Origin of the sequence: uncultured Parvimonas sp., assembly GCF_963524015.1 — a bacterium.
GTDB lineage: Bacteria > Bacillota > Clostridia > Tissierellales > Peptoniphilaceae > Parvimonas.
In genome coordinates, this window is sequence record NZ_CAURDT010000005.1 from 17,100 (window position 1) to 38,273 (window position 21,174).

The window sequence follows — 21,174 nt, forward strand, 5'->3', positions numbered from 1 at the left end:
TTAAAGTATATAGAAATTTTAAATGATTTTCAGGAATTACAAATTGCAAGAATAAGTTAGCCAATTGAAAAAACTTCAAAAGGTGTTTTATAGTTAAATAGTTTTTTTGGATAGTTATTTATCCAATCTTCAATAAATGCTACTCTTTCCTGAGTAGTATTTTTTATTCCTTTTGGTAAAAATCTTCTTATCAGTCTATTGTGGTTTTCATTACTTCCTCTTTCATAACTGCTATATGGATGTGCATGATATATTTTTTCATAGTCAAATACTTCATATAATCTTGAAAACTCTGAACCATTATCCGCTGTTATACTTTTTATTTCATAATCTTTTATTACTTCTTTTAAAGCCTTATTTACTGATTTAACTGTCTTATCTTCAATTAACCTTATTATTTCATATCTACTTTTCCTATCTGTTAATGTTAATAGGCATTGTCCTTTTTCCTTTCTTAATATTACTGTATCTATTTCATAATGTCCTACTTCTTCTCTATTATTTATCTCTTATGGTTTTTCTTCTATTGATTTGCCTAATATTCTTACTCTTTTTTCTTCATCTTTCCATTTTTCTATTAATTTTCATAAATCTATTGTTAAATGCTTATATTTTGTATTACAATTATTGTGCATCTCATTGAGGTTCCTTTCTTTAGTTTTTTGCTTAACTATTATTTTATCTCTTTGAGATGTTTTTTATTTGTTCATTTGTGGCTAATTTAATTTTACAATATACGTTGGGATCTACCCAATCTTTTTTTTGCATTTTTAAGTTATTATTTTTAATAACACAAGCCATAAAATAGATAAAAATAGTGGAAAGAAAGTTCATTTTATGGTAAAATTATATATTGAGTAATTATAAATTAATTATTTTAGGAGAGAGTATGAGAGATTTATATGAAATTTTAGGGGTTGAAAAAAATTGTAGTAAAGCAGAGTTAAAATCTGCATATAGAAAACTTGCAAAAAAATATCATCCGGATGTTAATCCTGATAATAAAGAAGCAGAAGAAAATTTCAAAGAGGTAAATTTCGCTTATGAAATTTTAAGTGATGATAATAGAAGACAAAAATATGATACTTATGGCGAAGCAAGCTTTAATGCTAATGCATCTGGAGGCGGAGGCTTTGCAGATATGGAAGATATTTTTGAAAGTATTTTCGGGAATTTTGGAGGATTTGGAGGTTTTGGTGGCTTTAGTTCGACTAGAAATTCCAATCGCCCAAGAAAGGGAGAAGATACTGAAGTTTATTTAGATTTAGATTTTTTTGAAGCTGTAAATGGTGTAGAAAAAGAAATTTTTGTAAATGTAAAAACTGTTTGTAATGTATGTTCAGGTACTGGTGCAAAACCAGGAACAAAGAAAGTTACTTGTAAAAAATGTAATGGACGTGGAAGTATTAGAGTTCAAAGACAAAGTTTCTTTGGAACAGTTGTTTCTGAAGAATTATGTAATGAATGTAATGGTACAGGAGAAATTGTAGAAGAAAAATGCGAAAAATGTAAAGGCAAAAAGTATGTTTTAGTCAGAAAGAAATTTACTGTTAAAGCTCCAAAGGGTGTAAATACAAATAACATAATGACTTTAAAAGGACAAGGTAATTGTGGAGAAAATGGTGGACCTAATGGAGATGTTTATGTTATTTTCAAAGTAAAATCTCATGAACTATTTGTAAGAAATGGTAATAATGTTTTTTATGAACTACCTATTTCATTTACAGAAGCAACTTTAGGGGCAGAAGTAGAAATTCCAACTTTAGAAGGAAAAGAAAATTATACTATTCCCGAGGGCACAGAGACTGGAACTGAATTTACTTTAAAAGGCAAAGGAATTTCTGATGTAAACGGCTATGGGAAAGGAAATTTAACCTTTAGAGTTAAAATTATTACTCCAAAGAATTTAACTGATAGACAAAAGGAACTTTTAAGAGAGTTTTCTAGTGAGAGAGAAGAACATTTGACAGAGCATAAGAAAAACTTTTTTGAAAAGGTAAAGGAGCTATTTGAATAATGGACTGGACTGAAATTGAGGTTGTAGTAAAAAATCAATTTGAAGACAATATAGTTGGAATACTTTATTTATTTGATATTGATGGAATAAATATAAAAGACTCAAGAGATTATGAGAAATTTGCAAAAGAAAAGCCTTATTGGGTAGTTTTAGATGAGGATGATTTTGAAAAAAGTGATTTTATTACTGTTAAGACTTATTTAAAAAATGACGATGAAATTGAAGAAAATTTGCAAATTTTACAAGAGAGAATTTCAGAATTTGAAAGAGAATACGACGAAAAAGTCATTTTAAAAATAGATTCTAAAATAAAAACTGAAGATTGGGCAAATGAGTGGAAAAAATATTATAAACCTACAAAAGTTGGGAAAAATTTTATTATAAAACCTACTTGGGAAGATTATAATTTAGCTGAAAATGAAATTATGATCGAATTAGATCCGGGTATGGCTTTTGGTACGGGAACTCATGAAACTACATCTTTATGTTTAGAAGCTATCGAAAAGATAGATTTAAAAGATAAAACTGTTTTTGATATAGGTTCAGGAAGTGGAATTTTATCTGTTGGAGCTTTGAAACTTGGAGCAAAAAAGGTTGAAGCTGTAGATATTGATATCTTAGGAGTTGAGGCAACTTTAGATAATGCTAAGCTAAATAAAGTTGAGGATAGAATCATTGTTCATCATGGAGATTTGTGTGAAAAATTAAATTCAAAAGCAGATGTAATTGTTGCTAATATTCTTGCACATATTTTAGTAAAATTATTGGATGATATAAGTAAATTTATAAAAGATGAAGGAATTTTTATTGGCTCCGGAATAATAGAAGAAAAATATTCCGATGTTGAAAACGCCTTGATAAAAAATAATTTTGAAATTTTGGAAGTAAACAAAAACAAAGATTGGGTTTGTGTAATTGCAAGGAGAAAGAATGCATAGATTTTTTACTGACGAGTCTATCTTAGATGGAAAAGTTAAAATATATGGAGATGACTATAATCATATAAAAAAAGTTCTTAGAATTGCAGAAGATGAAAAAATTGAGGTAGTAGTTTTAGGGGAGCTTTATATTGGGAATATAGAGATTTGTGATAAATATATTTCTGTTTATAATTTGGAAAAAATTTCAGAAAATACTGAATCAAAAATTAAAATTCATCTATTGCAATGTTTGGCAAAGGGTGAAAAAATGGATTTAATAGTTCAAAAAGCTGTTGAACTAGGAGTATACGATATTACTTTGGTTAATTCAAAAAGATGTATCGTAAAATTTGACGAAAAAAAAGAGAGTAAAAAAATTGAAAGATTACAAAAAATTTCTTATGAGGCATCAAAGCAATCAAAGAGATTAATTGTTCCGAAAATAAATGAATTAATACAAATTAAGGATATTATAAATTTTGTAGGAGATAATTACTTACTTGTAGCTTATGAAGAGGATAAAAATATTTCTTTAAGGGATGTAATTATGAAAATAAAAACAGAAAATTCTGGTAAGGATATATTTATTTTAATAGGTTCGGAGGGCGGTTTTGAAAGAGAAGAAGTTGAGTTTTTAATTAATAATGGAGCTTTCAGCATTGGCCTTGGAGCTAGAATATTGAGGACGGAGACTGCAGGCATAAATTTACTTTCAATTTTGCAATATGAATTTATGTAGGAGGTTTATGAATAAAGTTAGTTTTTTAACTCTGGGTTGCAAAGTTAATCAGTATGAAACTGAAGCTATGCAGGAGTTATTTAAGAAACGAGGGTATGAGATTTGTAATGAAAATGATATATGTGATGTCTATGTTATAAATACTTGTACAGTTACTAATTTGAGTGATAGGAAATCAAGACAATTTATTTCTAGAGCGAAAAAATTAAATAAAGATGCTATTTTAGCTGTTGTTGGTTGCTATTCGCAGGTTGCTCCTGATGAAATTTCTGCGATTGAGGATGTAGATGTAATAATCGGAACTAAAAATAGAGCTAGAATAGTTGAATTATGTGAAGAATCAAAGAAATCAAATTTAAAGTTTAATATTGTTTCAGAATTTACAAAGGATTGTGGTTTTGATGTATTGTCAATAGAAAATCAAGAAAGTAAAACAAGGGCATACATAAAAATTCAAGAGGGTTGTAATATGTTTTGTACATATTGTATAATCCCTTATGCAAGGGGACCTATCAAGTCAAGACCAATTGATGATATATATGAAGAAGCTGTAAAACTTGCGAATAATGGATATAAGGAAGTCATAATAACAGGGATTCATGTTGGTTCTTATGGACTTGATTTAGGAAATGATATTAGACTTATTGATGTTATAGAAAAATTATCTACAATAGAAAATCTTGACAGAATAAGACTTAGCTCCATAGAAGCGGGAATTATTTCTGAAGATTTCTTAATTAGATTAAAAAATTGTAAAAAAGTTTGTGAGCATTTTCATTTGTCTTTACAAAGCGGTTGCGATAAAATTTTAAAACTTATGAATAGAAGATATACAACTGATATGTATAGAAAAAAAGTTAGAATGATAAAAGAAATTTTTCCAAATGTTGCTCTTACAACTGATATTATTGTTGGATTTCCAGGAGAAAATGACGAGGATTTTCAAGAGACATTAAATTTTGTAAAAGAAATAGGATTTTCTAAAATTCATGTTTTTAAATATTCAAAGAGAAAGGGAACTCCTGCTTTTAATTTTAAGGAACAGGTTGATGGAAACGTAAAGAAATTTAGAAGTAATGAATTAATCCTATTAGCAAAGGATATGACGACAGAATTTTTGAAAAAAGAACTTTCAGAAAAACATGAAGTTTTATTTGAAGAAAATATTAATGGAAATAGACTTGTAGGTTATACAAGAAATTATATAAGATTTTCTGCTCCTTATAATGAAGATATGAAAAACAAAGTTGTTTATTGCAATGGTATTTCGGTTGAAGGAGAAGAAATATTTGGATTAGCAAGTAAAATAAAGATTTAAAAATTAGGAGGCTTATTTTGGAAAAGAAAAACTTTTATTTGACAACACCTATTTATTATCCAAATAGTAATTTACATTTAGGTCATACTTATACAACAATTGTTGCAGATGTGTTAAAGAAATATAAACAAGCTCAAGGTTTTGATGTATTTTTTACAACTGGAACTGATGAACATGGTCAAAAATTACAAGAATCCGCTATAAAAGCTGGTAAAGCTCCATTGGAATATATTGATCCCATTGTTGAAAGTGCAAAAGAACTTTGGAGAACTTTAGATATAGATTTTGATGCTTTTGTTAGAAGTACAGATAAAATTCACGAAAAAAATGTAAGTGAAATTTTTACAAAACTTTATGAAAAAGGAGAAATTTATAAGGGAAGTTATAAGGGAATGTATTGTGTTCCTTGTGAAGCCTTTTGGACTGAAAGCCAACTAGTTGAAGGAAATAAATGTCCTGACTGTGGTAGAGAAGTTTCTCCTAGTGAAGAAGAAACATACTTCTTTAGACTTTCTAAATATCAAGATAGACTTTTAAAATTATATGAAGAAAATCCTGATTTCATTCAACCGGAATCAAGAAAAAACGAGATGATAAGTTTCATTAATGAAGGTTTAACTGATTTATCCGTTACACGTTCAAGTTTTGATTGGGGTGTTAAAGTTCCCTTTGATGAAAAGCATGTTGTTTACGTTTGGATAGATGCCTTAAGTTGTTATTTAACTGGTATTGGTTATGGAATAGATGAAGAAAAGTTCAATAAATTTTGGCCTTGTGATGTTCATTTAATTGGCAAGGAAATCATGCGTTTCCATGCAATTATTTGGCCTGCAATTTTAATGGCATTAGATTTACCTCTTCCAAAGAAAATTTTTGGACATGGTTGGATTTTATTTGATGATGATAAGATGAGTAAAAGTAAAGGGAATATTGTTTATGCTGAACCGATTATAGAAAGATATGGAATGGACGCATTAAGATATTTTATGCTAAGAGAATTTACTTTTGGACAAGACGGTAATTTTACTTATACTAAAATGTTAAACAGAATTAATTCAGACCTTGTAAATGACTTAGGGAACTTAGTTTCAAGATCAGTGGCAATGTGTGAAAAGTATTTTGATGGTATTGTTCCTTCTCAAACAGAATTAACTGAACTAGATAATGATCTAATCGAAATTGCCACTACTACTAGAGATAGAGTTGCAGAGTTGATGGATAAACTTAATTTTTCAATGGCTCTTGAAGAAATATGGAAATTAGTTAGAAGAACTAATAAATATATTGATGAAACAACTCCTTGGGCTTTGATTAAAGAACAAAAAGAAGAAAGATTGAAAACTGTAATTTATAATTTACTTGAAAGTATAAGAATTATTTCAGGATTAATTAAACCTTTTATGAAAGAAACTTCATCTAAAATAAATGAACAAATAGGTTATTCAGATTATTCTTATGAAGACTTAACTAAATTTGGATTACTTGAAGTTGGTACTAAAGTTTGTAAAGGAAAGAATTTATTTGATAGGCTTGATGTTGACAAAGAATTAGAAATAATTATTCAAAAAAATTCTGAACTTATTGAGATGAGAAAGAAGAAAAATTCAGGAGTGGATGAAGTTAAAGAAGAGGTTAAAGAAAATGAACTAATAACAATAGATGATTTTACAAAAGTTGAACTTAAAGTAGGAAAAATCTTAGAATGCGAGCCTCATCCAAAAGCTGATAGACTTTTAGTTTCTAAAATTGATATTGGTGGAGAAGTTAGAACTATAGTTTCAGGAATAAGAAAATACTATTCTGAAAAAGACCTTATAGGTAAAAAAGTTATTGTTGTTACAAATTTAAAACCGGTTAATTTAAGAGGTGTGGAAAGTAATGGAATGATACTTGCTGCATCTGATGATGAGAATTTAAGTGTATTGACTGTTTTAAATGATGTTAAAGAAGGATCAAAGGTATCATAATGAAAATAGTAGATAGTCACTGTCATATTGATGATGAAAAATTTGATCAAGATAGAGAAATAGTGATTTCAAATTTTGAAGAAGATGGAATTGACTTTATAGTAGATCCTGCTTCTGATATATCATCAAGTGAAAAAATAATTGAAATTGTAAAAAAATATGATAGAGTATATGGAGCAGTAGGAATTCATCCTCATGAAGTCGAAGATGTAACTGATGAGGACTTAAAAAAAGTTTATGAAATGTCTTTTAGTGAAAAAATAGTTGCGATTGGAGAGATTGGACTAGATTACTATTATGACAATTCTCCAAGAGAAAAACAAAAAGAAATTTTTAGAAAACAACTTGAAATCGCTGAAAAGAGAAAACTACCGGTAATCATTCATACTAGAGATGCTATGGGAGATACTTATGATATTCTATCTGAATTTAAAGGTAAGGTAAAAGGCGTAATGCATTGTTACACAGGTTCAAGCGAGATGGCAAAAAGATTTATGGAGCTTGGTTACTATATTTCTATTTCAGGAACGGTAACTTTTAAAAATGCAGTTAATGTTAGAGAAATGGTAAAGACAATTCCACTAGACAATTTGATCGTGGAAACAGACAGTCCATATTTAACTCCTGAACCAAATCGTGGAAAGAGAAATGAACCGAAATTTGTAAGATTCACTGCTGAAAAAGTTGCGGAACTTAAAGAAATGGAATTGAATGATTTAATCTATAATACGAATAGTAATGTCAGAAATCTTTTTTCAATAGAGGATTAATATGAAAAAAATCAAAGAAATAATAGTAGTTGAAGGAAAAGACGATATTTCAAAAGTTAAGTCTGCCTTTGATTGTGATGTTATTGCAACAAATGGAACTCATTTTTCTAAAAATTTGCTAAAAAAATTAAAAGAGGCAAATGAAAAATGTGGAATAATAGTTTTTACCGATCCCGACTATGCAGGAGAAAAGATTAGAAAAAATATAAATAGAGTAATACCAAACTGTAAAAATGCATTTTTAAGTAGGAGTCTTGCACTTAAAGGAGATAATGTTGGAGTTGAAAATGCAAAAGTTGAAGATATTATCGAAGCTATTGAAAATGCAAAAGTAACGGTTTTGGAGAGAAAAGATGAAATAGACTTAACCCTTTTAACTACTTTAGGAATTAGTGGAACGGGGAATAGTAAAGAGCTTAGAGAAAAACTTTGTGATTATTTTAAAATTGGATATTGTAATTCAAAACAATTTGTAAAGAGATTAAATAGTTTTGGAATAACTGAAAGTGAATTAATTACAGCTGTTAAAAAATTTTTAGGAGAGGAAGTTTAAAATGGATTTATATAAATTATCGGTAATAAAAGAAATTTGTGATAAATTCGGATTTTCATTTTCTAAAAATTTTGGACAAAATTTTTTAACAGATAGAAATATCTTAGAAAAGATAGTTGAAGTTTCAGCTGTTGATAAAGATTATGGAGTAATCGAAATAGGTCCGGGTTTTGGAGTTCTTACAAAGTTTTTACTTGAAAAAGCTGGAAAAGTTGTTTCAATAGAGATTGATACAAGATTGAAAGAAGTTTTAGATTATACACTTAGTGAATATGATAATTTTGAATTTGTTCAATCCGACGCATTAAAAATAGATTTTAAAAAGCTTATTGAAGAAAAATTTACTCAAAAAAAAATAGTTGTGGTTGCGAATTTACCATATTATGTGACAACACCAATAATAACAAAACTTTTAGAGAGTGATTTAGATTTGGAATCCATAACTATAATGGTTCAAAAAGAAGTTGCTCAAAGACTTGTTGCAGATGAAAACAGTAAAGATAATTCAAGCATAAGTTTATTTGTAAAATATTATGCTGATGCTAATATAGCTTTCAATGTGTCAAGAAATGTATTCGTTCCTGCACCAAATGTAGATAGTGCTGTTGTAAATATGAAACTTAAAAAAGAAAAATTTGAGTATGAAAAAACGATGTTTAAACTTATAAAAAATGGCTTTGAAAATAGAAGAAAAACAGTTTTAAATTCATTTTGCAAGTCTGGTATAGAAAAAGAAAAAATTATTAAGGTTTTGGAAAAACTAGGTATAGATACCAGGACAAGGGCAGAAAAATTATCTCTAGAAGATTTTAAAAATATTGCTAGAGAATATGAAAATTTATAAATTGTTGAAAAACTAAGAAAAAATAAGTAATACTTTGTTTAAATAAAAAATCAAGGGGTATAAAATTACTGAATAAATATTACAAATATTTAAACTATCGAAAAAAATTTATTAGGGGGCAAAAAAATGGCAAAAGTAGTAGTATATTCAAGTGATTCTTGTACTTATTGTAAACAAGCAAAGGAATTCTTAAAGGCAAATAATATTGAATATGTTGAAAAAAATGTTTCAACAGATTTAGAAGCTAGAAAAGAATTAATGGCAAAAGGACATATGGGTGTTCCTGTAATCTGTGTTGATGATGTAGAAATGGTTGGTTTTAACAAAGCTGAATTATCAAAAGCATTAGGATTATAATATTAAAGTAATAAATTTAAGAGGTTCAGTAAAATTGCTGAACTTTTTTTGTGCTTATTTTTAAAAATATTAAAAATACTTATTTAATATATTACTAAATTATTTGAAAATAAATATATTTTCTAAAAAACTACTATTAAATTTTTGTAATTTTATAGTAGTTTTTTTGTTAAAAGATATTTAATATTTTGATTAATAATTCAATTTATGATATAATTATTTTGGTTTAGGAGGAAAAATGGAAAAATTAAAATTAAGACAATTTTTTGTTTTATTTTTTGCAGTTTTAATTTGTTGCATTATTTTTGGTTTCTTTCTAAAGAGTATAGAATTGACTAATAGTGTTGACTATAAAATTATGACTTTGGTTCAAAGTAATAATATTTTTAACAAAAATTATATACTCCTAAATTTTATTAAATTTATAACATCTTTGGGAGATGGAAAAACTTATTTTATTTTATTTGTTCCTTTTGGAGTATATTTTTATTATAACAATTTGAAGAAAGAGTTTTTACTTTTAATTGCTACATTACTATTAACGTATATGTTAAATGAGTTAATTAAACATATTGTTTTAAGAAAAAGACCTATTGAATTTTTTATTATAAATATGAGTGGTTTTAGTTATCCAAGTGGACATGCTATGAATTTTTCAGCTTTTTATTTAACTTTTAGATTTTTGTTACATGAAAAATTTAAGAGTAGAATTATAGATATAACTATTTATATTATGATTTTTTTAATAGCAATAAGTAGAGTTATTTTAGGAGTTCATTGGCCAACTGATGTTATTGTAGGACTTGTATTAGGATATTTTTGTTATAATTTGGCAAAATTGATATATCTTAATTTTTGGAGGGATTAATGTTATATCTTATTATCTTTACTGTTGTTGTATTTATTTTTACATCAATAGTTGGAAATAAATTAAAGAAACAGAATTTTTTAATAGATTTAAAGTTGAAGAATTTTTTTCAAAATAATAATTTAAGATTTTTAAAATCTTCAATGAAGCATATAACTTCAATGGGAGATGTTGTAACTTCACTTATTATTATTTTTCCTATCTTCTTTTATTCTGTTTCAGAAAAAAATTATGTGTTAGCAAGTGCGATTTTGAATTCATCGCTATTTAATATGATATTTTTAAATTCTTTTAAATTTTTATTTAGAAGAGAACGTCCAGTTTCACATTCTGATATAAAATACTGGGGATATAGCTTTCCGAGTGGACATTCTTGTATAGGATTGAGTTTTTATCCTACTGTAATGTATGTTTTGTTTAATGGTCATAGCTCATTTCCTTTTTGGATTACTGTAGGTATTTTGTTTGGACTTAGTATTGCAATAAGTAGAATTGTTGTTGGAGTTCATTGGTTTTCAGATGTTATTTTTGGTTCCTTAGTAGGAGTTGTATTTTTTAGTTGGACGATATATTTGTATAATATTGGATTTTATTATAAATTTTTGTTTTAATATTAGGAGGATTTATGGTTAAAGCAGTAGTTGGAGCAAATTGGGGAGACGAAGGAAAAGGAAAGATAACAGATATGTTAGCTGAAAATGCTGATATAATTGTTAGATTTCAAGGGGGTTCCAATGCAGGACATACTATCATAAATGAGTATGGAAGATTTGCATTACATTTACTACCTTCAGGTGTTTTTTATAAGCATACAACATCGGTAATCGGAAATGGTGTAGCTCTTAATATCCCTTATTTACTAAAAGAAATTGAATACTTAAAAGAAAAAAATGTTCCTGATATTAATATTTTAGTTTCAGATAGAGCACAACTTGTTATGCCTTATCATATAGATTTTGATGCATATGAAGAGGAAAGACTTGGAAAAAATTCTTTCGGCTCTACAAAATCTGGAATTGCACCTTGCTATTCAGATAAATACGCTAAAATAGGTTTTCAAGTAAATGAATTATTTGATGAAAATTTACTTGAAAAGGTTGAAAGGGTTGTTGAATATAAAAATGTAATTCTAGAAAATTTATATCATAAAGAAAGAATTAATGCTAAAGAATTATATGAACTTATGCTTAGCTGGAGAGATGCAATTAAACCTTATGTTTGTGATGTATCAAAATTCTTGAATGATGCTATAAAATCAGGAAAGAAAATATTACTTGAAGGACAACTTGGTTCTTTAAAAGATACAGATCATGGTATATATCCAATGGTAACTTCTTCATCAACCTTAGCAGGATATGGAGCAATTGGAGCTGGAATTCCACCTTATGCTATCAAAGACATTGTAACTGTAGTCAAGGCTTATTCTAGTGCAGTTGGTGCTGGTGCGTTTGTAAGTGAAATTTTCGGAGAAGAAGCTGAAGAACTAAGAAAACGCGGTGGAGATAAGGGAGAATATGGCGCTACAACAGGAAGACCTAGACGTGTTGGATATTTTGATGCAGTTGCTTCAAGATATGGGTGTAGGGTTCAAGGCAGTACTGAGGCTGTATTAACAGTTATTGATGCATTAGGATATTTAGAGGAAATTCCAATCTGTATTGGTTATGAAATTGATGGCGAAATTACTAGAGATTTTCCAACAACTGATAAGCTTGAAAAAGCAAAACCAGTTTGGAAAGTCTTAAAGGGATGGAATAGAGATATAAGGGGAATTAAAAATTACGAAGAATTACCAATTGAATGTAGAGAATATATAGAATTTATCGAAAAAGAATTGGAAGTTCCAGTTAAGATGATTTCTAATGGTCCAAAGAGAGAAGATATAATTTATAAAAATAGTAATATTTAATTTTATAAATTAGTTCTAATGGGTATTATATGAAGAAACGTAGAGGCATTTTACCTAATGCTAAAGAACATCTAGGTTTAGTTATTTTAATTATATTTGTAAGTTTATTTTTAGTAAAAAATATGTTTTTTAATAAAAATTTAAATAAAGATATAATGGTTTTAGAAAATCCAAAAACCTATGACTTAAACCTTTCATCTAAGGCATTAGTTATAAAAGATGAATACCTATATTATGTAGGAAAAAGCAATATTGAAGTAGATAATTCAAAAGTTGGAGTTGATAAAGAAATAGGTGAGGTTGATGTTTCAAAGGTTGATCAAAACTTTAAAGATTATTTAGCTGAAAAAGTTCAAGCATTGCAAGAACAAGAGGATAACAAAGAATCAAAAGTTGAAAATATTGACTTAGAGAATATCTTAAAATATGTTAGAGATAGAGATTTTTCAAAAACTTTTGATATACTTTCAAGTGATAAGAATAAAAATGCTTTTGGGAAAAAATATACTTCCGATAAATTATTTAGGTATTCTTTACTAAATGATACAATTAATTCTGGAAAGATTGTTTCAAAAAATTCTGGAGTTGTATTAAATAAAATTGATGGTCTAGAAAATGTTTATGATTTTTCTGTTATTGATTCTATAGATGAAAAGGACTTTAATTTTGATAATGCGAATAATATTTCAAATATTGATGGAATAAAAATTGTAGATAACTTGAAATATTATCTTTGTATCAGAGTTAAGTCTGATACTTTAGAAGATATAGATGTAAATAAAAGTATAAAAGTAAATGTTGGAAATTCTGTTGCTACTGGAATAATAAAGAAGGTAAAAAAAGGTTCTGAATATGATTTAATTGTTGCTCAGTTTTCATCTGCTTTTAATGAAATTGCAGATAAAAGATTCATTGACTTAAATGTAATAAAGACAGTTTCAAGTTCTTTTGAACTTCCATTAACTGCTCTTACTTCTAAAGATGGTGAAGATTATGTTTTAGTAGTTGATTCTTTTGATAATATAACAAGGGCAAAGGTCAAGGTTAAATTTATTGATAAGATAAATTCAAAAGTTTATATTGACTCAAAAAATAGTTCAGTTGGAATTTTTTCTAATATCTTAAAAGATGCCAGTAAAGTTAAAGAAGGTGCAATTTTAAAGTAATGAAAGAAAATATAAATAATATACTTGAAAAAATTTCTCTTGCTTGTAAAAAGTCAAATAGAGATAAAGAAGAAATATTTTTGTTACCAGTTTCAAAGACAGTTGATGTGGATAAAATTCAAGAAGCAATTGATTTAGGATTTTATACTTTTGGAGAAAACAAGGTTCAAGAAATACTAAAAAAGTACGAATACTTTGATGGAAAAGTTAAATTTCATATGATTGGACATCTCCAAACAAATAAGGTTAAACCCATTATAGATAAAGTTGAATTAATTCACTCTTTAGATAGAATTTCACTTTTAGATAAATTAGAATTGGAAGCTAAAAATAAAGGAATTACTGTAAATTGTTTAGTTGAAGTAAATATTGGGAAAGAAGATAGTAAATCAGGAATTTTCGAAGAAGATGTCCTAGATTTTATACAAGAAGTTTCAAAAAGAGATAATGTTTTAGTAAATGGACTTATGACAGTTGCACCTTATTGTGAGGATGCTGAAGATACTAGAATTTATTTCAAAAAGATGAAATCTTTGTTTGATGAAATTTCAAAACTTAAATTAAAAAATGTTGATATGAAGATTCTATCTATGGGAATGAGTAATGATTTTATGGTTGCCATAGAAGAAGGCTCAAATCTTATAAGGATTGGAACATCAATATTTGGTGCAAGAAATTATGGAGTACTTTCAAATTAATGAAAGTGTTAGGTAGATTGATTATAATTAGAAAATTTTAAATTTTCGTTTGTTATAAAATATATTAAAATATGAGGAGGAATATTATGGCAGGCTTTATGGACAAAATAAAGAAATTTGTTGGCAGTGATGACTTAGAAGATGAATATGATGATTATGAAGAAGAGGCAGTTGTTGAAAAACAACCTAAATCAGTTGGGGAAAGTTATGCTAGAAATAGTAGTAAACTATCATTAGAAAAGGAAAAATCTAATATCGTTACAATGCCTAACATCAGTAGATTTTTAATTTCTATAAGAGAACCAATAACTTTTGATGATGGAACTCAAGTTTTAGATGATGTTTTAAAGGGAAAAGTTGTTGTTTTAAATTTGGAAATGTTGGAAGTTGATAAGAAGAGACAAATTTTTGATTTTGTAAGTGGAGGTATTTATTCTCTATCAGGGAAAATACAAAAAGTTACTAAAGATATTTTTATCTTAGCTCCTAAGGGAATTGATATTGACGGAAAAGTTAAAGATCAAATTGAAAATAACGGATTTTATCAAATTTAATTAAATGAAATCATTTGATAAGATTAAGATTTTAGATAATATTAATAATATAGAAATTAAAAAGACCATCAATAAATTTTTAGATGGTCTTGTTTCTATGGAAAAAAACTATAAAGATGTATTTGTTTCTAACTTTTTTACTCCATTGGAATTTAAATATATAGAGAGAATTTTAAAAAATTTAGATTTAGATTATGATATTATCTTTGCTGGAGAAGATTATGAAAGAAAGTTTATAATCTTTTATAGGAATGAGTATGTACTAAATGATTATTTGGAAACTTTAAGATTTAAAGATATTTCGGGAATAGAACATAGAAATATCTTGGGAAGTATTCTTCATTTGGGAATAACTCGTGAGAAAGTAGGAGAAATATTAAAAGTTGATGAATATTGGTATGTTTATTGCTTAAAACCTATAGGAACATTTTTATTTTCTAATGGTTTAAAATTTTCAGGACAAGATTTAAAATTGGAAATTCTGAATGATAATTTTATACCTACTAATTTCAGAAAATACGAAGATGAAAAAATAATAGTCTCCAGTTTGAGATTAGACTGTTTTGTAAAAGAACTTTCAAGAACTTCAAGAGAGATTGCTCAAAAAGTTATTAAAAGTGGAAATGTAAATTTGAACTATGAGGAATGTAAAGATTTCGATAAAAAGATTAATGAAAATGATATAATTTCAATAAGAAAAGAAGGAAAATTTAAGGTTGACAGTTTTGACGGGTTAACAAAAAAGAACAAATTTATTGTCAATATTAAGAGGTATTCTATATGATATATGCAATTATAATTGTTGGATTAGCATTAGACCAACTTACAAAATATATTACAGTATCCAATTTAAAAGGTGCTGATTCAGTAGTTTTAATTAAAAATTGGCTAGAATTTACCTATGTAGAAAATACAGGGGTAGCTTTTGGCAGTTTTAGAGGATATAAATATTTCTTTATTTTTATTTCTTTGGTTGCATTTTTTGGAATTTTATTTTATATATATAAAAATAAAGATAAAATGTCTAAAATTGAACAAATATTATTTGCTTTAATTGCTTGTGGAGCATTAGGAAATTGTATTGATAGAATAAGGTATTCTTTTGTTGTAGATTTTATACATACAAGATTTGGTGGGCTATACGATTTTCCAGTTTTTAATTTTGCAGATATTTATATTTGTGTAGCTTGTTTCCTACTTATAGTTGTTTCATTTACTAAAAAGGAGAATTAAGATGATGTCTAATTATGTTGCTTGGAATGAATATTTAAAAGATGAATTTAAAAAAGATTATTTTGTTAAGATGAAAAATTTTTTAAATGAGGAATATAAAAATAAAACTATATTCCCTCCTAATGAATATGTTTTTACTATTTTTGATAAAATATCACCAAAAGACATTAAGGTAATTATCTTAGGGCAAGATCCATACCATGGAATTAATCAAGCAAATGGAATGAGTTTTTCGGTAAATAGAGGTGAAAAAATACCGCCTTCACTTAGAAATATATATCTTGAATTATATTCGGATTTAGGGATAACTCCCCCAAATCATGGAGATTTAACTGCTTGGGTTGAACAAGGTGTTTTTTTATTAAATGCTACACTTACTGTTGAAAAGTCAAAGCCAAATTCACATAAAGATATAGGTTGGCAACTTTTTACAGATAGAGTTATTGAAATAATTTCAAATTTTGATTATCCTAAAGTTTTTATTCTTTGGGGAAGTTTTGCTATTTCAAAGAGAAATTTGATAAAAAAAGATGAAAATAACTTTATAATTACAAGTACACATCCTTCTCCTTTTTCTGCTCATCGAGGATTCTTTGGCAGCAAGCCATTTTCTAAGGCTAATGAATTTTTGGTTAGCAAGGGAGTTAAACCGATAGATTGGAGAGTATAATTTTTGACAGAATTAAAATATATTAGTGATAAAAAAATTAGATGTGATGTTTTTTTATCTGAAAAAATTTCTAATTTATCAAGGACTTCAATTCAAAAATTGATAAAAGAGAAATTAGTTTTTGTTAATGGGAAAAATATAAAGCCTAATGTAATTTTAGAAATAGGAGATGAAATTACAGTTTCTATTCCCGATAAAAAAGAAATTACATTAGTTGCAGAAGATATAGCTTTAGATATTGTATATGAAGATGATTATATTATAATTATAAATAAACCTAGAAATATGGTTGTTCATCCGGCTGCAGGTAATGAAGAGCATACTTTGGTTAATGCTCTTTTAAATCATTGTAAATTATCAATGATTAATTCCGAAAGACCTGGGATTGTTCACAGACTTGATAAGGATACAACAGGTCTTATAGTCTGTGCAAAGGACGATGAAACACATTTAAAATTGGTTGAAATGTTTTCTAATAGAGAAATTAATAAAAAATATTTGGCAATCTGTAATGGAAGTTTTTCGAAAAAAAATGGATTTATAGATAAGCCTATTGGTAGAGATGAAAAAGATAGGAAGAAGATGAATGTAAAAAGTAAATCAGGAAAAGAAGCTCTTACAGAATATAATGTTTTAATTTCAAATTTAAAATATTCATTAGTAGATGTAACTCTTCATACTGGTCGAACTCATCAGATAAGAGTTCATTTTAGTAGTCTTAATCATCCTATAGTAGGAGATGAAACTTATGGGAATAAAAATGAAAAGATAAAAGCAAATGGACAGATGTTACATTCTTATTATCTTGAGTTTTTGCACCCAATCACAGAGGAAAATTTAAGTTTTACTGTTTTACCTGATGAATATTTTTTTAGTATTTTAAATAAAACAGGGTTGGAATTTAATGAGGAGTTATTATGCAAAGCGAAAGATTAATTTTTAGAAAATTCAATTTGGATGATATAGATGATGTTTTTGAGTTTGGAAATGATGATGAAACTTGTAAATTTGTTACTTGGAATAAGCATAAAAATATTCTAGAATCTGAAAAAGTAATTACAGATTATTTTATGAAAAATACTTATTGTTTTGCAATCGTTGAAAAAATTTCCAATAAATGTATTGGTTCTTTTGAATTTAAAGTGGATATAAAAAATAATTCCTTATCTTTAGGATATGTTTTAAATAAAACTTTTTGGAACAAAGGTTATATGACTGAGACTTTGAATTTTATGCTTGACTATGCTTTTAATACCTTAAAAGTTAATAGAGTTTATGGCGTTCATATTAAAGAAAATATTGCTTCAGGAAAAGTTATGGAAAAATGTGGACTTAAAGTCGAGGGTGAATTTGAAGATGAGGAATTTTTAAAAGGAAGATATATAACCTTAGTACATAGAGCAATTTTAAGAAAAAATTATTTAAAAGGAGAAAAGAGAATGAAACAATTAGAAATGCCTAAAAATGGTGAAAAAGTTTATATAATGAAAACAAATGTAGGAGAAATTTCTCTAAGATTATTTAATGAAGTTGCTCCTAAGGCTTGTGAAAATTTTATTACATTGGCTAAAAGAGGATATTATAATGGAGTTATTTTCCATAGGGTTATTAGAGATTTTATGATTCAAGGTGGAGATCCAACAGGTACTGGAATGGGTGGAGAAAGTATTTGGGGAGAATCCTTTGAAGATGAATTTGATGGTAATTTTAGAAATTATAGAGGTGCTTTGTCAATGGCAAATGCCGGACCAAATACTAATGGAAGTCAATTTTTTATAGTTCAAAATAGTAAAATTTCTGATGATTATGTAAATTATTTAAAAAATTCAGATAAAAAAGTTTATCCTGACGAAGTTGTTGAAACTTATGAAAAAAATGGTGGAGCTTTTTGGTTAGACTTTAAACATACTGTTTTTGGACAAGTGTTTAAAGGAATGGAAGTAGTTGATGAGATAGCAAATACTTACTGTTCAAATGATAAGCCGGTAGAAGATATTGTAATTTTATCAATTGAAGAAAAAGTTTTTGAGGGTTAATTATGCATCAATATAAAGGTAAATTAATTTTACATACAGGCAGTATGTTCTCTGGAAAGACTTCAAGTTTATGGAAGGACTTAAATAGATTTGAAATTGCAAAATATGAAACTGTAGTCTTTAAGCCAAAGTTTGATAATAGATATGCAGATAAAGAAATAGTTACTCATGATAATAATAAAATGAGAGCTATTCCGGTTGAAAATATTGATGATATTATAGAATATATGAAGACGAGTACTGCAAGTATTATAGGAATTGATGAAGTACAATTCATCAAGGGAGATATTAATAAGATTGTTGAAACTTTAAATTTATTTTTAGAAAATGAATTTACAGTCGTATTAGCTGGTCTTGATATGGACTTTAAAGCTGAACCTTTTGAGTTAGTAAAAGAGTTGATGCCACGAGCTGATTATTTATATAAACACCATGCAGTTTGTGCAAATTGTGGTGTTGATGCTTGGGTTAGTTATAGAAAAACACATGATGATGAAAGAATAAAGCTTGGAGCTGCAGAAAGTTATGAACCACTTTGTAGAAAATGTTACTATGAAAAAGAAAAAATCAGAAAGCAAATGGAAAATCAATTAAGTATGTTAGAAGATGAGTAAATTATACTTGCTTTATTCTTATAGATATGTTATAGTATGAAGGTAGTAATAATTTACTACATATTTCCTATAGTATTGGAGGATTAAAAGGATATGAAAGGAACTGTAAAATGGTTCAATGCAGCTAAAGGATTTGGATTTATTTCTACTGAAGATGGGGAAGATGTATTTGTACATTATTCAGCATTAGAAGAAACTGGTGAATTTAGAACTTTAGATGAAGGACAAGCTGTTGAATTCGAAATAGTTGAAGGCGCTAAAGGTCCTCAAGCTTCTGGTGTTGTTAAGTTATAAGATTGTTTTTTCTTAAATGGAAATTCAATTTAAACATACTTCAGTATGTTATGATATTAATATTAATCAAGAAGTAAAATCTCCTTTTTAGGAGATTTTTTAAATTTAACCAAAAGGAAATTTTATGAGTAAAAAATTAGATGAGATGAGTTTAGAGGAATTATGGGAAATTTTTCCTATATTTCTAGTTGAACATAATGATGAATGGGAAACTTGGTATGAGTATGAAAAATCAAATATTTTATCTTTAATTCCAAAAGAAAAAATTTACAGGATTTCGCATATAGGAAGTACATATATTCCTACAATATGGGCAAAAAATATTGTTGATATTCTTTTAGAGATTAGGAATAATGAAGATTTAAAATTTGTAAAAGAGATATTATTAAAAAATAATTGGCTTTGTATGAGTGAAGATGAAAAGAGAATCTCTATGAATAAAGGATATACTGAAAAAGGATTTGCAAAAAAAGTATTTCATTTGCATATAAGATTAGCTGGAGATAATGATGAGTTGTATTTTAGAGACTATTTATTTGAAAATTCTGAAATTGCAAAAGAGTATGAAAGATTAAAATTATCTCTGTGGAAAAAATTTGAACATAATCGAGATGCTTATACAGAATCAAAAGGAGAATTTATTAAAAAATATACTGAGATTGCAAAGAAAAAATATAGAAAAAGATATTAATTTATCAATTGATTTCTTTAAATTTTTAGTATATAATCTTTATATAAAATTAATGTTAAGGAGTCTTTATGGCAAAAATATTAAGATGTATTGATGAGCATAATTCTATGAGATTTTTCTTAGCTTTTACAGATGATATAGTAAAAGATTTTGAAAAATTACAAAAGAGTTCTATAAGTGCAAATATTGAAATGGGAAAAGTATTAACGATGAATGCTTTACTTTATTCCGATTTGAAAAATGATACTGATTCAATTGATTTAAAATTAAAAACTAATGGTGAATGTGGTCTTATAATTTCAAAATTATATAATAATTCTTATATAACAGGATATTTGGAAAATAAAAATATAAGTAAATATGATAAAATATATGAAAAAGGAAAATTTTCAAAAGATTTTATAGGGGATAAAGGAATACTTGTTTTGATAAAGGATTTAGGTCTTAAAGCTCCATATGTAGGACAAACAAGTATAATTTCTTCTGATATTAGTGAAAATTTTACTAATTATTTCAGTGCATCTAATCAAACTGTTACTTCTATTGATTTACAAGTAAAAAAAGTTGAAGACGATTATATTTCTTTTGGATTTATGATGGAACTTTTGCCGAACTATACTGAAAAAGATTCATCACAATTTACTATCTATTCAGATATGTTTAAAACTGAATTAGATAATTATTTAGCTTCAAAAACTGATGATATGAGTTTTTATGACTATATTGTTTCTATTTTGAAAATTTTTAATATTAGAATTATTGAAGAAAAAATTATTCATTACAGATGTAATTGTAGTGATGAAAAAATAGATAATATGTTGTTGGGTCTAGGCAAAAAAGAGCTCAATGATATAGTTGAAGAGGGGAAAGATATAGAAATTTCTTGTAATTTCTGCGATAAGAAATACAAGAAAAGTATTGAACATATAAAAAATTTATTAAAAAAACTTTAGGAA

24 protein-coding genes and 2 pseudogenes are annotated in these 21,174 nt (G+C 26.9%); 25 read left to right on the forward strand and 1 reads right to left on the reverse strand.

What is annotated here, in order from left to right:
* Nucleotides 1–56: 56 nt before the first annotated feature.
* Nucleotides 57–536: pseudogene (locus tag RWJ08_RS06005) on the reverse strand (IS30 family transposase); the annotation flags it as partial.
* A 353-nt stretch (nt 537–889) separates the two neighbouring features.
* Here RWJ08_RS06005 and dnaJ point away from each other — a divergent pair.
* The 25 genes and pseudogenes from dnaJ to RWJ08_RS06130 all read left to right on the forward strand — a co-directional run bounded on the left by dnaJ (nt 890) and on the right by RWJ08_RS06130 (nt 21,171).
* The gene (gene dnaJ, locus RWJ08_RS06010; RefSeq protein ID WP_313961425.1) at nt 890–2,017 is read left to right on the forward strand and encodes a molecular chaperone DnaJ; all 1,128 of its coding nucleotides are present in this window, start codon (nt 890–892) and stop codon (nt 2,015–2,017) included.
* Nucleotides 2,017–2,955 (forward strand): 50S ribosomal protein L11 methyltransferase, encoded by a 939-nt coding sequence (gene prmA / locus RWJ08_RS06015; protein ID WP_313961426.1) that lies wholly within the window; start codon nt 2,017–2,019, stop codon nt 2,953–2,955. Before dnaJ ends, prmA begins: the two co-directional genes overlap by 1 nt.
* The gene (locus RWJ08_RS06020; RefSeq protein WP_248109409.1) at nt 2,948–3,676 is read left to right on the forward strand and encodes a 16S rRNA (uracil(1498)-N(3))-methyltransferase; all 729 of its coding nucleotides are present in this window, start codon (nt 2,948–2,950) and stop codon (nt 3,674–3,676) included. Before prmA ends, RWJ08_RS06020 begins: the two co-directional genes overlap by 8 nt.
* A 7-nt stretch (nt 3,677–3,683) precedes the next feature.
* Entirely contained in the window at nt 3,684–4,994 is a 1,311-nt protein-coding gene (gene mtaB, locus RWJ08_RS06025) for a tRNA (N(6)-L-threonylcarbamoyladenosine(37)-C(2))-methylthiotransferase MtaB (RefSeq protein ID WP_313961427.1), read from the forward strand.
* 17 nt (nt 4,995–5,011) lie between these two features.
* On the forward strand, nt 5,012–6,961 hold the full coding sequence (gene metG, locus RWJ08_RS06030; protein ID WP_313961428.1) for a methionine--tRNA ligase: 1,950 nt from the start codon (nt 5,012–5,014) through the stop codon (nt 6,959–6,961).
* A complete protein-coding gene (locus RWJ08_RS06035) occupies nt 6,961–7,731 on the forward strand; it encodes a TatD family hydrolase (protein ID WP_313961429.1) in 771 nt (256 codons plus the stop codon). The genes metG and RWJ08_RS06035 overlap by 1 nt, the downstream gene beginning before the upstream one ends.
* 1 nt (nt 7,732) lies before the next feature.
* A complete protein-coding gene (rnmV, locus tag RWJ08_RS06040; protein ID WP_313961430.1) occupies nt 7,733–8,284 on the forward strand; it encodes a ribonuclease M5 in 552 nt (183 codons plus the stop codon).
* A 1-nt stretch (nt 8,285) separates the two neighbouring features.
* Nucleotides 8,286–9,128 carry a 16S rRNA (adenine(1518)-N(6)/adenine(1519)-N(6))-dimethyltransferase RsmA gene (gene rsmA / locus RWJ08_RS06045; protein WP_313961431.1) on the forward strand — a complete coding sequence of 281 codons (843 nt, stop codon included), beginning with the start codon at nt 8,286–8,288 and terminating at the stop codon, nt 9,126–9,128.
* Nucleotides 9,129–9,254: 126 nt separating this feature from the next.
* Nucleotides 9,255–9,485 (forward strand): glutaredoxin family protein, encoded by a 231-nt coding sequence (locus RWJ08_RS06050; protein WP_004833693.1) that lies wholly within the window; start codon nt 9,255–9,257, stop codon nt 9,483–9,485.
* A gap of 238 nt (nt 9,486–9,723) precedes the next feature.
* Complete coding sequence (locus tag RWJ08_RS06055; RefSeq protein ID WP_313961432.1) at nt 9,724–10,353, forward strand: phosphatase PAP2 family protein; 630 nt, start codon at nt 9,724–9,726, stop codon at nt 10,351–10,353.
* The gene (locus RWJ08_RS06060) at nt 10,353–10,964 is read left to right on the forward strand and encodes a phosphatase PAP2 family protein (protein WP_313961433.1); all 612 of its coding nucleotides are present in this window, start codon (nt 10,353–10,355) and stop codon (nt 10,962–10,964) included. The genes RWJ08_RS06055 and RWJ08_RS06060 overlap by 1 nt, the downstream gene beginning before the upstream one ends.
* Nucleotides 10,965–10,978: 14 nt before the next feature.
* Nucleotides 10,979–12,262 carry an adenylosuccinate synthase gene (locus RWJ08_RS06065; protein WP_009372454.1) on the forward strand — a complete coding sequence of 428 codons (1,284 nt, stop codon included), beginning with the start codon at nt 10,979–10,981 and terminating at the stop codon, nt 12,260–12,262.
* A gap of 29 nt (nt 12,263–12,291) precedes the next feature.
* Nucleotides 12,292–13,428: an HlyD family efflux transporter periplasmic adaptor subunit gene (locus RWJ08_RS06070; RefSeq protein WP_313961434.1), complete on the forward strand. Its 1,137-nt coding sequence runs from the start codon at nt 12,292–12,294 to the stop codon at nt 13,426–13,428.
* Nucleotides 13,428–14,126: a YggS family pyridoxal phosphate-dependent enzyme gene (locus RWJ08_RS06075; RefSeq protein ID WP_313961435.1), complete on the forward strand. Its 699-nt coding sequence runs from the start codon at nt 13,428–13,430 to the stop codon at nt 14,124–14,126. Before RWJ08_RS06070 ends, RWJ08_RS06075 begins: the two co-directional genes overlap by 1 nt.
* 86 nt (nt 14,127–14,212) lie before the next feature.
* Nucleotides 14,213–14,680: a cell division protein SepF gene (locus tag RWJ08_RS06080; RefSeq protein ID WP_009732786.1), complete on the forward strand. Its 468-nt coding sequence runs from the start codon at nt 14,213–14,215 to the stop codon at nt 14,678–14,680.
* Nucleotides 14,681–14,684: 4 nt separating this feature from the next.
* Nucleotides 14,685–15,464, forward strand: coding sequence for a YlmH/Sll1252 family protein (locus RWJ08_RS06085; protein WP_313961436.1), 780 nt, complete (start codon nt 14,685–14,687; stop codon nt 15,462–15,464).
* The gene (gene lspA / locus RWJ08_RS06090; RefSeq protein ID WP_313961437.1) at nt 15,461–15,913 is read left to right on the forward strand and encodes a signal peptidase II; all 453 of its coding nucleotides are present in this window, start codon (nt 15,461–15,463) and stop codon (nt 15,911–15,913) included. Before RWJ08_RS06085 ends, lspA begins: the two co-directional genes overlap by 4 nt.
* A gap of 1 nt (nt 15,914) precedes the next feature.
* On the forward strand, nt 15,915–16,583 hold the full coding sequence (locus RWJ08_RS06095; RefSeq protein ID WP_313961438.1) for a uracil-DNA glycosylase: 669 nt from the start codon (nt 15,915–15,917) through the stop codon (nt 16,581–16,583).
* Nucleotides 16,584–16,586: 3 nt separating this feature from the next.
* Nucleotides 16,587–17,519 carry an RluA family pseudouridine synthase gene (locus RWJ08_RS06100; protein WP_313961439.1) on the forward strand — a complete coding sequence of 311 codons (933 nt, stop codon included), beginning with the start codon at nt 16,587–16,589 and terminating at the stop codon, nt 17,517–17,519.
* Nucleotides 17,501–17,956, forward strand: a pseudogene (locus tag RWJ08_RS06105) (GNAT family N-acetyltransferase); the annotation flags it as partial. The gene RWJ08_RS06100 and the pseudogene RWJ08_RS06105, both read left to right, overlap by 19 nt.
* A 66-nt stretch (nt 17,957–18,022) precedes the next feature.
* Nucleotides 18,023–18,619: a peptidylprolyl isomerase gene (locus tag RWJ08_RS06110; RefSeq protein ID WP_039868387.1), complete on the forward strand. Its 597-nt coding sequence runs from the start codon at nt 18,023–18,025 to the stop codon at nt 18,617–18,619.
* 2 nt (nt 18,620–18,621) lie between these two features.
* Nucleotides 18,622–19,233 carry a thymidine kinase gene (locus RWJ08_RS06115; RefSeq protein ID WP_313961440.1) on the forward strand — a complete coding sequence of 204 codons (612 nt, stop codon included), beginning with the start codon at nt 18,622–18,624 and terminating at the stop codon, nt 19,231–19,233.
* Nucleotides 19,234–19,326: 93 nt separating this feature from the next.
* Nucleotides 19,327–19,527, forward strand: a complete 201-nt coding sequence (locus RWJ08_RS06120; RefSeq protein WP_004833677.1) for a cold shock domain-containing protein — start codon at nt 19,327–19,329, stop codon at nt 19,525–19,527.
* Between the two features lie 124 nt (nt 19,528–19,651).
* Nucleotides 19,652–20,218 (forward strand): GrpB family protein, encoded by a 567-nt coding sequence (locus tag RWJ08_RS06125; protein ID WP_313961441.1) that lies wholly within the window; start codon nt 19,652–19,654, stop codon nt 20,216–20,218.
* A 68-nt stretch (nt 20,219–20,286) separates the two neighbouring features.
* Nucleotides 20,287–21,171 carry an Hsp33 family molecular chaperone HslO gene (locus RWJ08_RS06130; protein ID WP_313961442.1) on the forward strand — a complete coding sequence of 295 codons (885 nt, stop codon included), beginning with the start codon at nt 20,287–20,289 and terminating at the stop codon, nt 21,169–21,171.
* Nucleotides 21,172–21,174: the final 3 nt, after the last annotated feature.

Excerpts from the sequence above, each read along its gene's own strand:
- dnaJ (WP_313961425.1), top strand. The coding sequence starts at position 890 with ATGAGAGATTTATATGAAATTTTAGGGGTTGAAAAAAATTGTAGTAAA.
- prmA (WP_313961426.1), top strand. The coding sequence starts at position 2,017 with ATGGACTGGACTGAAATTGAGGTTGTAGTAAAAAATCAATTTGAAGAC.
- RWJ08_RS06020 (WP_248109409.1), top strand. The coding sequence starts at position 2,948 with ATGCATAGATTTTTTACTGACGAGTCTATCTTAGATGGAAAAGTTAAA.
- mtaB (WP_313961427.1), top strand. The coding sequence starts at position 3,684 with ATGAATAAAGTTAGTTTTTTAACTCTGGGTTGCAAAGTTAATCAGTAT.
- RWJ08_RS06035 (WP_313961429.1), top strand. The coding sequence starts at position 6,961 with ATGAAAATAGTAGATAGTCACTGTCATATTGATGATGAAAAATTTGAT.
- rnmV (WP_313961430.1), top strand. The coding sequence starts at position 7,733 with ATGAAAAAAATCAAAGAAATAATAGTAGTTGAAGGAAAAGACGATATT.
- rsmA (WP_313961431.1), top strand. The coding sequence starts at position 8,286 with ATGGATTTATATAAATTATCGGTAATAAAAGAAATTTGTGATAAATTC.
- RWJ08_RS06050 (WP_004833693.1), top strand. The coding sequence starts at position 9,255 with ATGGCAAAAGTAGTAGTATATTCAAGTGATTCTTGTACTTATTGTAAA.
- RWJ08_RS06055 (WP_313961432.1), top strand. The coding sequence starts at position 9,724 with ATGGAAAAATTAAAATTAAGACAATTTTTTGTTTTATTTTTTGCAGTT.
- RWJ08_RS06060 (WP_313961433.1), top strand. The coding sequence starts at position 10,353 with ATGTTATATCTTATTATCTTTACTGTTGTTGTATTTATTTTTACATCA.
- RWJ08_RS06065 (WP_009372454.1), top strand. The coding sequence starts at position 10,979 with ATGGTTAAAGCAGTAGTTGGAGCAAATTGGGGAGACGAAGGAAAAGGA.
- RWJ08_RS06070 (WP_313961434.1), top strand. The coding sequence starts at position 12,292 with ATGAAGAAACGTAGAGGCATTTTACCTAATGCTAAAGAACATCTAGGT.
- RWJ08_RS06075 (WP_313961435.1), top strand. The coding sequence starts at position 13,428 with ATGAAAGAAAATATAAATAATATACTTGAAAAAATTTCTCTTGCTTGT.
- RWJ08_RS06080 (WP_009732786.1), top strand. The coding sequence starts at position 14,213 with ATGGCAGGCTTTATGGACAAAATAAAGAAATTTGTTGGCAGTGATGAC.
- RWJ08_RS06085 (WP_313961436.1), top strand. The coding sequence starts at position 14,685 with ATGAAATCATTTGATAAGATTAAGATTTTAGATAATATTAATAATATA.
- lspA (WP_313961437.1), top strand. The coding sequence starts at position 15,461 with ATGATATATGCAATTATAATTGTTGGATTAGCATTAGACCAACTTACA.
- RWJ08_RS06095 (WP_313961438.1), top strand. The coding sequence starts at position 15,915 with ATGATGTCTAATTATGTTGCTTGGAATGAATATTTAAAAGATGAATTT.
- RWJ08_RS06110 (WP_039868387.1), top strand. The coding sequence starts at position 18,023 with ATGAAACAATTAGAAATGCCTAAAAATGGTGAAAAAGTTTATATAATG.
- RWJ08_RS06115 (WP_313961440.1), top strand. The coding sequence starts at position 18,622 with ATGCATCAATATAAAGGTAAATTAATTTTACATACAGGCAGTATGTTC.
- RWJ08_RS06120 (WP_004833677.1), top strand. The coding sequence starts at position 19,327 with ATGAAAGGAACTGTAAAATGGTTCAATGCAGCTAAAGGATTTGGATTT.
- RWJ08_RS06125 (WP_313961441.1), top strand. The coding sequence starts at position 19,652 with ATGAGTAAAAAATTAGATGAGATGAGTTTAGAGGAATTATGGGAAATT.
- RWJ08_RS06130 (WP_313961442.1), top strand. The coding sequence starts at position 20,287 with ATGGCAAAAATATTAAGATGTATTGATGAGCATAATTCTATGAGATTT.